The organism is uncultured Methylovirgula sp., assembly GCF_947646745.1.
Taxonomy (GTDB): Bacteria; Pseudomonadota; Alphaproteobacteria; order Rhizobiales; family Beijerinckiaceae; genus Methylovirgula.
The window spans coordinates 32,031-46,350 of sequence record NZ_CANSHK010000004.1; the positions used below are offsets into that span (position 1 = coordinate 32,031).

11 protein-coding genes are annotated in these 14,320 nt (G+C 62.2%); 2 read left to right on the forward strand and 9 right to left on the reverse strand.

What is annotated here, in order from left to right:
- Nucleotides 1–237: 237 nt before the first annotated feature.
- Together dnaN and Q0025_RS01940 are read left to right on the forward strand one after the other, a co-directional pair.
- Entirely contained in the window at nucleotides 238–1,356 is a 1,119-nt protein-coding gene (gene dnaN, locus Q0025_RS01935; protein ID WP_297295454.1) for a DNA polymerase III subunit beta, read from the forward strand.
- A gap of 100 nt (nucleotides 1,357–1,456) precedes the next feature.
- Nucleotides 1,457–2,680 (forward strand): SGNH/GDSL hydrolase family protein, encoded by a 1,224-nt coding sequence (locus tag Q0025_RS01940; RefSeq protein ID WP_297295456.1) that lies wholly within the window; start codon nucleotides 1,457–1,459, stop codon nucleotides 2,678–2,680.
- On the opposite strand, the gene Q0025_RS01945 is transcribed toward Q0025_RS01940, so the two are convergent.
- From Q0025_RS01945 to Q0025_RS01985, 9 genes are all read right to left on the reverse strand, one after another.
- Complete coding sequence (locus tag Q0025_RS01945; RefSeq protein WP_297295458.1) at nucleotides 2,677–4,518, reverse strand: carbamoyltransferase; 1,842 nt, start codon at nucleotides 4,516–4,518, stop codon at nucleotides 2,677–2,679. The two genes, Q0025_RS01940 and Q0025_RS01945, sit on opposite strands and share 4 nt — an antisense overlap.
- A gap of 6 nt (nucleotides 4,519–4,524) precedes the next feature.
- Complete coding sequence (locus Q0025_RS01950) at nucleotides 4,525–4,674, reverse strand: DUF5989 family protein (protein ID WP_297295460.1); 150 nt, start codon at nucleotides 4,672–4,674, stop codon at nucleotides 4,525–4,527.
- Nucleotides 4,675–4,685: 11 nt separating this feature from the next.
- Nucleotides 4,686–5,111, reverse strand: coding sequence for a hypothetical protein (locus Q0025_RS01955; protein WP_297295462.1), 426 nt, complete (start codon nucleotides 5,109–5,111; stop codon nucleotides 4,686–4,688).
- Between the two features lie 102 nt (nucleotides 5,112–5,213).
- Nucleotides 5,214–6,188 (reverse strand): alpha-E domain-containing protein, encoded by a 975-nt coding sequence (locus Q0025_RS01960; RefSeq protein ID WP_297295464.1) that lies wholly within the window; start codon nucleotides 6,186–6,188, stop codon nucleotides 5,214–5,216.
- 22 nt (nucleotides 6,189–6,210) lie between these two features.
- Entirely contained in the window at nucleotides 6,211–7,701 is a 1,491-nt protein-coding gene (locus Q0025_RS01965) for a circularly permuted type 2 ATP-grasp protein (RefSeq protein WP_297295466.1), read from the reverse strand.
- Between the two features lie 347 nt (nucleotides 7,702–8,048).
- Nucleotides 8,049–9,650 (reverse strand): DUF882 domain-containing protein, encoded by a 1,602-nt coding sequence (locus Q0025_RS01970; RefSeq protein WP_297295478.1) that lies wholly within the window; start codon nucleotides 9,648–9,650, stop codon nucleotides 8,049–8,051.
- 413 nt (nucleotides 9,651–10,063) lie between these two features.
- The gene (locus tag Q0025_RS01975; RefSeq protein WP_297295480.1) at nucleotides 10,064–11,872 is read right to left on the reverse strand and encodes a L,D-transpeptidase family protein; all 1,809 of its coding nucleotides are present in this window, start codon (nucleotides 11,870–11,872) and stop codon (nucleotides 10,064–10,066) included.
- A 171-nt stretch (nucleotides 11,873–12,043) separates the two neighbouring features.
- Entirely contained in the window at nucleotides 12,044–13,552 is a 1,509-nt protein-coding gene (locus Q0025_RS01980) for a sigma-54 dependent transcriptional regulator (protein WP_297295482.1), read from the reverse strand.
- 375 nt (nucleotides 13,553–13,927) lie between these two features.
- Nucleotides 13,928–14,176: a hypothetical protein gene (locus tag Q0025_RS01985; protein WP_297295484.1), complete on the reverse strand. Its 249-nt coding sequence runs from the start codon at nucleotides 14,174–14,176 to the stop codon at nucleotides 13,928–13,930.
- Nucleotides 14,177–14,320 lie beyond the last annotated feature (144 nt).

Below are 14,320 nucleotides of genomic sequence, written 5' to 3' on the forward strand. Positions count from 1 at the left end.
CGCGAGCCTAGATCGGTGCGATTAAGGTGGGGTAAAACGGTGGAAAGCCGGTCGCAGCATGGCCGAACAGAGGTCTTTCGGCCGCGGCCCAAGCCCTGCCGAAAACTGGGCATTGACGACCGCGGCGCTTGCGATTTGGCTTGAGCCGCGCCAAATTTGCGCCCCTTGCGCGGCGCGCGCCGCGCCTGCCCGCCCGCAAGCTCCAACCGGAAGCTTCAAAGAGTTCGGATTCGTCCCATGCAAGTCACTCTCGAACGCGCCGCTCTGTTGAAGGCGCTCGGCCATGTGCACCGCGTCGTCGAACGGCGCACGACGATCCCAATTCTCTCCAACGTCCTCTTCGCTGCCGAAGGCAATTCCGTCCTGCTCAAGGCGACCGACCTCGATCTCGAGGTCACCGAGCGGCTGCCGGCCGATGTCGGCCAGGCGGGCGCGACGACGCTGCCGGCCCACATCCTTTATGAGATCGTCCGCAAGCTGCCGGAGGGCGCGCAGGTCTCGCTCGACGCGACGGGCGACGCGGCGCAATTGCTGTTGCGCTCGGGCCGCTCACGCTTCCACCTCCAGGCTTTGCCGGAAAGCGATTTTCCCGATCTCGCCGCCGGCGATTTTACCCATCGCTTCACGCTCACCGCCGCCGATCTGAAAAAGCTGATCGACAAGACGCAGTTTGCGATCTCGAACGAAGAGACGCGCTATTATCTCAACGGCATTTATCTGCACACGGTCGATGTCGGCGGCCACGCCATGCTGCGCGCCGTCGCAACCGACGGCCATCGCTTGGCGCGCGTCGAAATCCCGGCGCCGCAAGGCGCCGCCGGCATGCCCGGCGTCATCATTCCGCGCAAGGCCGTCGCCGAAGTGCAAAAGCTGATCGAAGACCTCGACGCCGATGTCGAGCTGGAAATCTCGCCGACCAAGGCGCGTTTCAGCTTCGGCGATGTCGTGCTCATCACCAAGCTTATCGACGGCACCTTCCCGGACTATGTCCGTGTCATTCCGGCCGGCAATGACAAATTGCTGACGGTCGACCGCCAGCCCTTCGCCGCGGCGGTCGATCGCGTCTCGACGATTTCGTCCGAACGCGGCCGCGCCGTGAAGCTCGCCGTCGGCGACAACAAGCTGACGCTCTCCGTCACCAATCCCGATTCGGGCTCTGCGGTCGAGGAGCTTGAGGTCGATTACGACGCGGCACCGCTCGAGATCGGCTTCAATGCGCGCTATCTGCTCGACATCACCAATCAGCTCGACGGCGACACGGCTCTGTTCAAGCTTGCCGATCCCGGCTCGCCGACGCTCGTGCTCGATCACGAGGGCGCGGCGGCGCTTTATGTTCTGATGCCGATGCGGGTCTAACGATCTTCAGACTTCTGTGATCGCCGGGGTCGTTGAACCCGGCGACGGACTAGCTTAGACAATCTCGCCGATCATGCTGCATCAGCCGGAGAGGTTCGACTTGGCGACCGCCGATAACAATCCGCGTCCGAAACTGGCCTATTTTGCAATTCCAGTTTTCATCGGCCTCATCGCCCTGTTCGAATCGTGGCATTTCGTCAGTTTCTTCCGCGTTTTCACCTTTAGCGCCGTCGCCTTGCTGCTGGCTGATATCGCATGGCTGACGCGCGGAAAGCTGCGCGATTTTTTCATCATCCTCACATCGCTCGCCGTCGGCCTCATCATCATCGAGGGGGTCTCGGATTCGATGATGCATCAGACGGGCGGCACCTTGGCGCCGCGCGGTCATTGGTCGCCGGCCGAACCGATCATCGGCTGGGGTCCCCAGGTCGTGGGGCGTTTTCACGATTATCGGATCGATAGTTCGGGCAAGACGATCTACGACGCGAATTATACGATCGACCACAATCTTCTGCGCCAGACCCTCTCCTGCAAGAAGGGCCCGCCGGTCGTCTTTTTCGGCTGTTCCTTCACTTTCGGCGATGGCGTCAACGACAACGAGACCCTGCCGCAGAATTTTTCCGATCTGCTCGACCGCAAACTCCGGGTTCTAAATCTGGGGTTCACCGGCTATGGCCCGCAGCAATTCTTGCGCGAGGAGGAGACCGGCCGGTTTGATAAAGTCATCGGCCCCGATCCCAAGCTCTTCGTCTTTCTCACCGCCGTCTGGCACGCCGAGCGCACGGCCTGCAAAGCCTATTGGACGGCGCGTGCGCCGCGCTACGTCGTGAAAGACGACAAGGTCGTCTATGTCGGCGAATGCAATCCGCGCGGGCCAAGCCGCTGGTTCCGCGATTGGCTCGAGAATACGGCTCTTTATCGCGAATTCGTGGAACCCTATCGGCGGCAACTGACGCACGACGATATCGAGCTTTATATTCGCATCACGGATGCGGCGGTCCAACTCGCCAAAACGAAATATAATGCATCGACGGTCATTCTTTACCTACGCTCGGACGCCAGCTTCTTCCGCGGCACAGGATTTACGGATGATGAAATCATGCAGCGGCTGCGCCAAGGCGGCGCCACGGTGATCGATGCCAGCCTGCAGAAAGAACCGCCCGCCAAAATCAGCATTCAGGGCGACGGCCATCCGACGCCTTATGCCAATCAGCTCCGCGCTTCGATTCTAAAGAATTACCTCGCCGAACATGCCCCGAGCCTCTTGCAATCGGCATCCGATCCGCAATGCCAGGGGGCGACGGCTTCAGGCAGCGCCGATTAATCCAACTCGAACGCGTCTTTGTAGTCGCGCTTGAGTGCCGGGTTTTGCTCGTCCTTGCGCAGGATGCAATTGCCGACGGCGAGAAACTCGATCTCGGTTCCCATGAAACAGGCGAACGCGTCTTCCGGCGTGGCGACAATCGGTTCGCCGCGCACATTGAAGCTCGTGTTGACGACCACGGGGCAGCCGGTCAATCCGGCGAAGGCCTCGATCAGGGCGTGATAGCGCGGGTTCGTCTCTTTATGAACGGTCTGGATGCGCGCTGAATAATCGACATGCGTCACCGCCGGGATTTCGGAGCGCAGGACATTCAGCTTGTCGATGCCGAAGAGCTGTTGTTCTTCGGCCGACATTTTGCGGCAGCGCGAATCTTTGACATCGGCGACGAGCAGCATGTAGGGCGAATCGGTGTCGAGATCGAACCAGTCGGCGACCTTTTCGCGTAGCACGGACGGCGCGAAGGGCCGGAAGCTCTCGCGATATTTGACTTTCAGATTCAGTACTTTCTGCATCGTCGGCGAGCGCGGGTCGCCGAGGATCGAGCGCCCGCCAAGGGCGCGCGGGCCGAATTCCATTCGGCCTTGATGCCAGCCGACCGCTTGGCCGGCGGCAAGCGCCGCAGCAGTCTCGCTGATGAGCGCCGCATCGTCGACGACATGGAATTTGGCGCCGGCCTTCTCAAGCCGTTCTTCGATATCCGCTTGCGCGTAGGATGGCCCGAGATAGGAGCCCTGCATCGCGTCCGGCTCTTGGACGATCGATTTCTTGCGTGCATCGCGGCGGCCGTCATAATAGCCCGTCAGCGCCGCGCCGAGCGCACCGCCCGCATCGCCCGAGGCGGGCTGAATGAAAATGCGTTCGAAGGCGCCGTCGCGCAAAACCTTGCCATTGGCGACGCAGTTCAGCGCGACGCCGCCGGCAAGGCAGAGATTCTTCTCGCCCGTCTCCGCCGCAAGCGCCCGGGTCAGGCGCAGCACGACGTCTTCCGTCACGGCCTGGATCGAGGCGGCGAGATCCATGTGGCGCTGTTCGAGCCGCTCATCGGGGCGGCGCGGCGGTCCGCCGAAAAGCGCGTCGAAGCGCGCGTCGGTCATCGTCAGGCCAGTGCAATAGGAGAAATAATCCATATTGAGACGGAACGAGCCGTCGGCCTTTACGTCGATCAGATGCTCGAGGATCGTCTGCGCATATTTCGGCGTCCCATAGGGCGCAAGCCCCATGACTTTATATTCGCCGGAATTGACCTTGAAGCCGGTGTAATAAGTGAAGGCCGAATAGAGCAACCCGAGCGAATGCGGAAAGCGAATCTCTTTGATGATCTCAAGATCGTCGCCGCGGCCGAGCGCCGCCGTCGTCGTCGCCCATTCGCCGACGCCGTCCATGGTCAGCACCAGCGCCGACGTGAAGGGCGAGGGGTAATAAGCGGAGGCGGCGTGCGAATAATGATGTTCGCCGAAGCCAAGCTTCTTCCTGTCGCCCAGCGCCGGATCGATCGCCTTCAGTTCGCGCAAGAGGAGATCGCGCTGGAAAAGCTTTTCACCGATCCACAGCGGCATCGCCTTACGGAAGGAGGCAAAGCCCTGCGGCGCGAAGGCGAGATAGGTTTCGAGCAGGCGTTCGAATTTCACGAAGGGCTTTTCGTAAAAGACGATCCGGTCGACGCCGGCTGCGCCGCTCGGCGTCTGGCTGAGGCAATAATCGATTGCGTTGCGTGGAAAAGCCGGATCGTGCTTCTTGCGCGTGAAGCGCTCTTCCTGGGCGGCGGCGAGAATCCGGCCGTCCTCGACCAGCGCCGCAGCGCTGTCGTGATAAAACGCGGAGAGACCGAGAACCCGCACGCGCGATCAGAACAGCGTATAGATGAAGGGCGCGACGACAGAGCCCTGCGTCAGCACGAACAAGCCGCCGAAAACGAGGAATAAGACGAGCAGCGGGATCAGCCAGAACTTCTTCCGTGTTCCAAGAAATTCGAAAAGCTCGGCGAAAATCGACATCCCCGATCTCCCTAGAATTGTTTGCTCAATGTGCCTTGGGCAGGACCCGGCGGATCGCGTCGCGTCCAATAGGTCGTGGATTCAGGCGCGTATTGCAAGGCAAGAATATCTTCGCCCTTCTTACGCAGAAACCAGCCGACCGGAACCACCGCGCCGAAGAAGAGCAAGCCCATCACGAGCGGGCTGACAATCTTGTTCAGCGCGAGGCCGAGTTTGAACCACGCCCGGTTCGCTCCTGTCAATGCGGCCGGAAAGAAGGCCCCGGCGAGAAGAAGCGCGCCGGCGAGGACCATGAGCCACCAATGCGGGGCGCGATGGTGCAGGAGCGGGGCCAGGCTCGCAGCAGCGAACAACGCGCCGAGCGTGAGGCCGAATTTGCGGTCCGAGCTCGCCTCGACCTTGCGAAAGCTTGCGATATTTTCGTGCGTTTGCGTCACAAGTCCCTGCCGCGCGCCTTTATCGACGAGCGTCTTGGCATGATTGTGACGAAAAATCTATGCCCTTCGCGGCCCCCGCGCACGCGGGTTCTTTATCGAGACTCAGGTCGGGCATTCGAACAGATATTGCTGGCAGATGGTCGTGCCGAGGCGCGTATTGTCCTCGACGAAAGCGGTGACGAATTCATGCAGGCCGGACTGGAAAATCTCCTTCGTCGTCGATTTCATAAGCCGCGCCATCACCTGATGCGCCTGAACTTGTGCGGTGCCCTTTTGGCCGTAAGCTTGGCTGATCGAATCGAGAAAGCGGACGATATTGTCATAGCAGGCGATGAGCGATCGCGGCATCTCTGTCCGCAGGATCAAAAGATCGGCGATGAGCCAGGGTTTGAGGCTCGTGCGATAGACCCAATGATAGGCGTTGAGCGCCGACACGGCGCGCAGGATCGAGGCCCATTGGAAATAATCGAGCGAGCCGCCGATCGTCTCGGTTTCCGGCAGTAGGATGTTATATTTGACGTCGAGGATGCGCGCCGTATTGTCGGCGCGTTCGATGTAGAGGCCGAGACGCGAGAACCAATAAGCGTCGTTGCGCAGCATGGTGCGATGGGCGGCGCCGTCATAATCGAGCGAAGCCTTTTTCACGAAATCGAGAAAACGCGTCAATTCCACCCGGTCGTAATATGAGTTGCGGGTGCGCGTCTGCAGATAACGCTTGAGCTCGATCCAGGCGCCGTTGATCGCGTCCCACATTTCGGCGGTGAGGGCGGTGCGCACGGCGCGCGCGTTGGTGCGCGCTTTCTCGATGCAATTGCAGATCGACGAAGGATTATCCTCGGCGAAAGTCAGATAATCGACGACGGCGAGTTCGTCCGGCAGGTTGCCGGTCTTGCGGAAGCCCTCCGCTGCGCCCGAGGCTTCGAGCACGCTGTCCCATTCCGTTCCGGTGCCCGGTCCGGCATTGGCGGTGGGCACGATCGCAAGCCGCCGCGTCGCATCGAGAATGCGCGCCAGAAAATCGGCACGTTCCATATAGCGGGCGAGCCAGTAGAGATTGTCGGCGGTGCGAGCCAGCATGATCGGATCCACGCAAAGGCGTTTAATGCGACGCGATTTGAGACTGAGCCATAAAATCCATTGCGTCCAGGAATGCAGCCTGGTCTTCGGCGCGCCAGTCTTCGACGACCCAGGTGTCCTTCGTGCCGCCGCCCTGCGAGGAATTGACGACCAGCGAGCCTTCCTTCAACGCAACGCGGGTCAGGCCGCCCGGCACGACGCGCACGCCATCCGAACCCGAGAGCACGAAGGGCCGCAGATCGACATGGCGTGGCGCGATGCCGCTATCGAGCGCGGTCGGGCAGGTCGAAAGCGCCAGGGTCGGCTGGGCGATGAAATTGTTCGGATCGGTCCGCAGTTTTTCACTGAAAAGCGCGAGTTCCGCCTGGGTCGCATGCGGTCCGATCAACATGCCATAGCCGCCCGAGCCGTTGACCTCCTTGACCACCAGTTCCGGCAGGTGGGCGAGAACATAGGCTAGCGCCTCGGGCTCGCGGCAGCGCCATGTCGGCACATTCTTCAGGATGGGTTTCTCGCCGAGATAGAATTCGACGATCTCCGGCACATAGCTGTAGATCGCCTTATCGTCGCCGATGCCGGTGCCGACCGCATTGGCCAGCGTCACATTGCCTGCTTTGTAGGCAGAAAATAGGCCGGGTACGCCGAGTACCGAATCCGGCCGGAAGGCCAGCGGGTCGAGAAAGGCATCGTCGATGCGCCGGTAGATGACATCGACCCGCTTCGGTCCTTCGGTCGTGCGCATATAGACGACATCGTCGCGCACCAGAAGATCGCGGCCTTCGACCAGTTCGACGCCGAGCCGGTCGGCAAGAAACGAATGTTCATAATAGGCGGAATTATATTGCCCGGGCGTCAACAGGACGATGGTCGGCTCGCCCGGCGTGGTGTCCGGTGCGACCGAACGCAGGGTCGCAAGCAGCGAGTCCGGATAATTTTCGACCGGCGCGACGCGATGCTCGGCAAAGAGGTCGGGCGCGAGCCGCATCATCACCTCGCGGTTTTCGAGCATGTAGGAAACGCCGGACGGGGTGCGCAGATTGTCCTCAAGAACGTAGAAGTCGTTCGCGTCGATGCGCACGACATCGATTCCGGCGATCTGAATATAGATGTCGTGCGGCACTTTAAGCCCGCGCATCGCCGGTAGATAGAATGGATTTTGGAGCACGATGTCCGGTGGCAGGCGGCCGCTTTTCAGGATTTCCTGGCTGCCGTAGATGTCGGCCAGAAACATGTTCAGCGCCTTCACCCGCTGGAATAGGCCGGCTTCAAGTTTGGCCCATTCGGCGCGGCCGATGATGCGCGGTACGATATCGAAGGGAATCAACCGTTCGGCAGCGTCCTTGTTGCCGTAGACGGCGAAGGTAATGCCGATGCGGCGAAACAAGAGCTCGGCTTGGCCGCGCCGTAAAGCGAGATGTTCGGGCGGCGTCTCCCGCAGCCAGCGGGCAATTTTTTCATAGACGGCGCGGGTTTCGCCGTCGGGAAGCGTCATTTCGTCGAAACAAGGCCCCATGCGCCACTTGGCCTTTCAAGATCGTCTTCTCGATAACGTTTTTCCTGCAAAGCTCATTAAGCAAAATCGATGCAACTCGGCCGGCGCAGCCCGGCTTAGGGTAAAGGATCGCTAACCCATTAAGGTTAACACTGGCTCTCCCCGGTCCCGGCCAGCGGAGGAGCCCGATCCATTATGCCACGAATTCGCACCCATCGCCCATCACGCCACGCCGCGGCGCTCGCACAGATGTTTCGCGCACTTGCCGCTGGCGCAGCATTCGCGATGCTTTTGGTTTGGACGTTGCGGGAGAGCCCCGCCGGGGCGGCCCCAGCGCCGGCGGCGCACATCGCCGATCGCTGAGCGGGCTAGTCGCCGGACTTGTTGTCCACCAGGGCGACCGGACCTTCCTGGCTTTGACTGCCGAAATGATCGGCCGGGAGCGTCGTTGCCACGCGGCTGAAGCGGGTCGAGTAACCGACCGACATGCGGTCGATCAGGGCAGCCGTTTCGACCCGCGCGGCGCTGCGCAGGCCGGTGATCGTCGGCCCGAAAATGGTTGCGCTGGCGAGTTCGGCGATATCCGTTGCCCCCGTCAGGCTGCGGAAATTCGAACCGTCGAGCCGCGCCGGGAGAATAACGACGGTATGGGCCGCCGTTCTCGGCTCCCCCGGTGCCGCCTGGCGATCATGCGCCGCCGACCGCAAACCCTCCATCTGCGCCACAGGGGCATAGGCGAGAGCTTGCTCCGGCACGCCATAGGCCCGTGACAGGCCCTGCCGCGGCCGCCCGTCGTCGGGACCTTGCGTGATAATGCCGGGAAGTTGGGGGGCCCCGGTCTCCGCCTCGGCGACGATCGTCGGATCGGGCTTGACGGGCGCGGGCGCGGATATGGCGGCGAGTTGCAGCGTCGGCCGTTCGGGCGGCAGCGGGACGTCGGCCGTGGCCATCAGATCGACCGGGCGCTGCGGCGGCAAGGGCATATCGACGGCGGGCTCCGCCACCGTTTCGGCGGCCGTCTCCGCCGCTGCGGCGCTCGGATGGTCCGGAATGCTGCCCGTCGCGTCGGCCTGCATTCCCGGTTCGGATGCCGCGGGGGCTTGGGCGGCCGCGACCTGCGTCGGCTGCGGCGCCGCCGGCTGCTGTGCCGTCGCGTTATCCTCGTCGTCGCCGCTGTTGCCCTTGCCAAAAAGCCAGGCGAAGAACGCCCCGATGCCCGAATTCTGCGCCGGCGGCAGGCTCGCGACCGAGGTGCCGTTGGCCGCGAGCTCGGCGCGCGCTTCCTCGTAGCCCGGCAATGTCCGGCCATCGGAGGCGATGTGGACGGTCTTGCCGTCCGGGAAGAGCCGCATGAGTTGCGCATAAGTCATGCGCGGCCACATGCGCACCCCGCCGACATCGATATGGACGAAATTGGTGTCGCCATAATAGCCGACGCCGCCCATTTGCAGGCGGGCGGCGGATTCGCGCAGCCGCTCCATCGACAGGCCCGGCATGGTCGAATCCATGGCCCGGCCGAGAATATGCTGCGAATGTTCCGCCACCGCGCGTGAACGCCGCCGCAACATCGCGTTGGTCTCCGGCGAGCGATAGCCGCAGAGGACGACGATCCGCTGCGTCGCGCCGGCGCCGCGATAAGCTTCCCAGACCGCGTCGAAGAGGCGCGGGTCCATCGTCGTCTCTTCGTTGCGCCGCCAGTCGCGCAGGAACCAGTTCAGCTTTTTCAGGACGTCGGGATCGTAATGGCCGTCGACGCGATAGGTGGCGTCGATCGATTCGCCGGTATGCGCATGATAGAGATAAAGCGTGCGCGTATCGCCGTTGGCGGCGGCGGATTCGGTCGAGGCGGGAGCGAGGAGAAGAAGCGAAGAGCCGATGAGGCCGGCGGTCAAAACCTTGGCGGAGATCGAACGGGCTTCGAGGAAGGATTTGATCGTGCCGAGCGTCGCGCCGATCAAATTTGCAATCACATCACCTCTACGCCATCGCGCGCATACTGGGTCCGTGCTGAAGCGCGGTTTTGGCAAAACAAATCCCCGGTTCTCGGACGCGACGATGAAGCCGCATCTGCTCTTCTCGGGCGTCGCCGCCTATGAACTGCATTTCTACCGAGAACCGTTAACGTTCCATCGCCAAAGCGAGGCCGCTACCCCCGTTCCACGGTTGTCCCGCATTCATGACACTCTTAAACGTTGTCGATGATTGAAGACCAAGTCAGGTAAGCCAGCAAATGTGGCGAACCTGTGTCGGCGGTGAAAGCTTTCTCCGCGCGCTTGATCGCAGTCGGATGCGGGAAACGAACGCCGCTTTCGTTTCATGTGTGAATCTTCGCTGATTCGCAGCGGCGTCGTCAATATCGCGTGCGAGGGGCCATAGCGCGGCCTTAGCCGACAAGGCCGAGCGCTTTCTCGATCCGGTGCTCGTAGCCATAGACATCGCCGCGCAGGATCAAGCGGCCGTCATCGCCCACATAGGCGGTGAAATATTCGATATGGATCGGCAGCGGCGTCGGCAGGAAGACATAGTGTTCCTTGCCGCCGATCAATCTCTTGATACGGTCCTCCGGCCATTTCGGCCCGAGCAGGGTCTGGGCGAAGTCGAAGGGCTGATCGACGCGCACGCAACCATGGCTGAAGGCGCGTTTCGTCTCGGCGAACAGCCGCCGCTGCGGGGTATCGTGCAGATAGACCGAATATTGGTTGGGGAACATGAATTTGATGCGGCCGAGCGCATTCTTCTCGCCCGGCGGCTGCCGCACCATCAGACGCCCATGGTAATAGAAGGTCTCGAACCCCATGCGCTGCAGATAATAGGGATCGCGCGCCAGATGCGGCAGCATTTCCTTGCGCAGGATCGAGGGCGGCACGTTCCAATACGGATTCACGATGAGAAATTTCATCGTGTTGGAAAAGACCGGCGTCGGCGTGTCCGGCTTGCCGACCACGACCTTGTTTTCCAGAACGAGGTTGCCGTTGAGCACGACGCGCACCTCAAAGTCCGGGATGTTGACATCGATGCGGCTACGGCCGAGGTCGCGCGGCATCCAGCGCCAGGCTTCCATATTGGCGATAATGTCGTTCTCGATATTTTCTTTCGGCTGCGGCGACAGACTCGCCTGCGTGCGCTGCGTGAGAACGCCGGACGGCCGCAGACCGTTCGCCTTCTGAAAGTCCGCGACCGCCGTCGCGACCTGCGTGTCGTAGATCAGATCCGAATCGCTTTGCGTCACGTCGAGGCCGAGGCGGGCGCGGATCAGCGGCACGCGCGGATCGGTCATGCCGAGTTTCAGCGACGGCCCGGGCGGAATGGCGCGTTCGGAGACGGGATTGTTCTGGCGGCGCAGCGCGATGAGCTTGGCGCGCAAGGCCAGATAGGGTTTTTGCTGCGGGTTGAAACTTTGCAGAACGTCGCCGCCGTTCATCTCCGCCGCGGCGACGGCGCCGAGGATGAGGCCGGGTTCTGCCACATCGGGCTTGGCGCCGATCAGCGGATTGATGTCCTGCGGGTCGATGCGCACCCCGGAAGCCTGCCGCCCGTAGGCGACGATCTCCTGCGAAAAGGTGATTTCGGCCGTCGCCAGATGATCCGTGTCGCCGGAGAAATCGGCTTGCGGAATATCCGCGAGATTGAGGCCGTCGTCGCCGGCGAGCGCGAGCCGCGCCTTGATCGGCGTCACTGCTGCGACCGGTTTTGCGTCGGCGACCCAAAGCGGCGCATAATCCCGCGCCGCGTAATAGTCGGCGATATCCTTGTGTTCGAGCCAGAGTTCGGCGGCCTGGCGGCCTCTGCCTTGCGGCACCGGCCAGGCATCGAGCGCCTTTTTCACTGCGGCGGCAAAGCCGGGGAGCGGCGGCTTCTCAGGCCCGTTGGGTGAGGCGCTTTTGGAATCGTTCGGCTGCGCCGCCTTGGCTGCGGCGGGTTTGGCTGCAGGTGGCGTATCGCTCGGCAAGCTGAGCTTGGGCGGCAGGCTTGCCGGCGCATCATCCGGCAACGGCGTTGCCTCTTGCGCCGGAATGGCGCCAGTCACGTCGTCCGGCACCGCCGGCGCTTTGGCGCTCACCGGCGCGGCGATGATCTGCGCCGGCTGGCGATCGGGCGGCGCCTTATCCGGCGCCTGGGCATGAACCGCAAAGGGGAGACAGACCGCCAGCACGGCGGCGAAAACGAAACCAAATCGACAGTCGCGGTACATGCGCGTCCTTAACGCCTGAGATCACGATCCGGAGCGTAGCACGAATAAGTAAATTAAAGCGGCACGCCGATGGAACGTCGCGCACTGGCCGGACAGAATTGCGGTCGAAATTGATGAGCGATCCGAACAATGTCCGCGATTGCGCCGCCCGTGCGGGCCGACCCTGCGAACTTAGGCCGCGGCATGGCCCTCGTCAGGGTCCTTGTCCATCAAACTCTCGTCATCGGCGTGATGGAATCCGTACTCTTTCATCTTGCGATAGAGAGTCGAACGGCCAATGCCGAGCTTGCGCGCCACCGCCGACATTTGTCCGCGATAATAGGCGAGGGCGAATTTGATCGTCTCGGCTTCGAGATGATCGAGCTGACGCAGATTCCCGGCGCCGTCGAGCAACGGCAGGACGTTCGGATCGCGGACTTCGACGCGGACCACTTCGCGCTCGGGCCGGGCCGGCCGCACCAGCGAGGCGGGTGCGACCGGAATGCGCACATCGAAACCCTCGACCTGCGCGGCGATCTGCGGGAATTCGGTGATGGTGAGTTCGTCGCTATCGGCAAGGACCACGGCGCGGAAGATGGCATTCTCCAGCTGCCGCACATTGCCGGGCCAGGGATAGGAATTGAGCAGGGCCAGCGCCTCGGCGCTGATGCCGCGCAGCGGCTTGCCTTCCTCGGCCGCAAAACGCGCCGCAAACCGCCGGGCGAGATCGGCGATGTCTTCGCGCCGCGCGCGCAGCGCCGGGACGGTGATGGGAAAGACGTTCAAGCGATAATAGAGGTCTTCGCGGAAGACGCCGCGTTTGACGAGATCGATCAGATCCTGATTCGTCGCCGAAATGATGCGGACATCGGCCTTGACCGGCCGCTTGGCGCCGACCGGATCGACTTCGCCGTCTTGCAGCGCGCGCAGAAGCTTGACCTGGGCGTCCTGGGGCAGATCGCCGACTTCGTCGAGAAAGAGGGTGCCGCCATTGGCCTCGACGAATTTGCCGAGATGCCTCTCCGTGGCGCCGGTGAAGGCGCCCTTCTCATGGCCGAAGAGAATCGATTCGACGAGGTTTTCCGGCAGGGCGCCGCAATTGACCGTGACGAAGGGTTTGCTGCGCCGGTCGGAGGCGCCTTGGATCGCCCGGGCGATCACTTCCTTGCCGACGCCGGATTCGCCTTCGAGCAAAACCGGGATCGTCGATTTCGCCGCGCGCTCGCCGAGCCGGACGACGCGCTCCATGTCTTCGCTCTTGCTGCGCAGATCCTTGAAGGTCAGCGTGCCGGACGATTGCCGGTTGAGCCGGCGCACTTCGTCCTCGAGGGCTTCGACGCGTAGCGCATTCTTGATCGAAACCTGCAGCCGTTCGGCACCGACCGGCTTCACGACGAAGTCGATCGCGCCGGCGCGCATCGCCGAGATCACCGCATCGATCGAGCCATGCGCCGTCTGCACGATGATCGGAATAGCGCGCTTCTGATCCCGCATCCGTTCGAGGACCGTCATACCGTCCACATCGGGCATGACCAGATCGAGGATCACGACATCGACGTCGGCTGCCCGGGCCTCGAGGCGCTGCAGCGCGGCGGCGCCGCTATCGACCGATTCGCAGTCATAGCCGAACCGGCGAACCAGCGTTTCCAGAACGCGGCGTTGAACCGGATCGTCGTCGACAATCAGCACGAGTGAGGACATGGGCACTTTCTTTGATCGGCGGCGGCATGCCGCCATAAACCAGCACGAGGCCTTGGTCCCCAGGCGGGAACCGCGCGGCCGCCAGCCGCACCCGCAGGCTATCCACGCCTATGCTGGCCCATCAGGGTAAATGCGGTGTTAATGCGGCGCCTTATTGCGGCACAGGCGAGCGGTGCTTCGGACAATAAAAAAAGCGCCGAGATCACGATGATTTCGGATCGAATCGACCCGAAATCATAAACGTGATCGGTTTTCATCGTTTAGAGCGGGATTTTCGCGAAAAACCGCTGACACTTTTTCGCATCCCGCTCTAGCGAGAGCTCTGCGCCTGAAAGACGCCGGGCCGCGATTCGGCCCGGCGGAAACGTTAAAATTTTAGCGTTGAACGCGGAAAATCTGCTGGTGCAAATAGTCCGGCAGCTCGTCGGCCGGAATGGCAATCATCATATGGCCGTCCATCTTGACGACATCGACATCGAGTTTGGTGCCGTCGTTCAGCGTCGCGGTCGTGTGGCGCATCATCTCGACGCTCATGCGATGATGATGATGCGTCGCGGCGCTGGCGCCGGTCGTGGCCAATGCAAAAGCGAGTGCGCAGGCCGCGAGAGGGGCTTTGACATTCATGGTCTTATTCCTTTTCGTGTCTCGAAGACGCGGAACGGTGCGATCGGCGCCGCCGCGGCCAGCCAGAAGATCGGCCGTGCGCCTGTGTTTTCGCCGTAAAGCGTTGCTGCGTTACCCGGACGGGCGCTCAGGGCGCCTCAATAA

Coding starts and splice junctions, on each gene's coding strand:
- dnaN (WP_297295454.1), top strand. CDS start 238: ATGCAAGTCACTCTCGAACGCGCCGCTCTGTTGAAGGCGCTCGGCCAT.
- Q0025_RS01950 (WP_297295460.1), bottom strand. CDS start 4,674: ATGTCGATTTTCGCCGAGCTTTTCGAATTTCTTGGAACACGGAAGAAG.
- Q0025_RS01960 (WP_297295464.1), bottom strand. CDS start 6,188: ATGCTGGCTCGCACCGCCGACAATCTCTACTGGCTCGCCCGCTATATG.
- Q0025_RS01965 (WP_297295466.1), bottom strand. CDS start 7,701: ATGGGGCCTTGTTTCGACGAAATGACGCTTCCCGACGGCGAAACCCGC.
- Q0025_RS01975 (WP_297295480.1), bottom strand. CDS start 11,872: ATGTACCGCGACTGTCGATTTGGTTTCGTTTTCGCCGCCGTGCTGGCG.
- Q0025_RS01980 (WP_297295482.1), bottom strand. CDS start 13,552: ATGTCCTCACTCGTGCTGATTGTCGACGACGATCCGGTTCAACGCCGC.
- Q0025_RS01985 (WP_297295484.1), bottom strand. CDS start 14,176: ATGAATGTCAAAGCCCCTCTCGCGGCCTGCGCACTCGCTTTTGCATTG.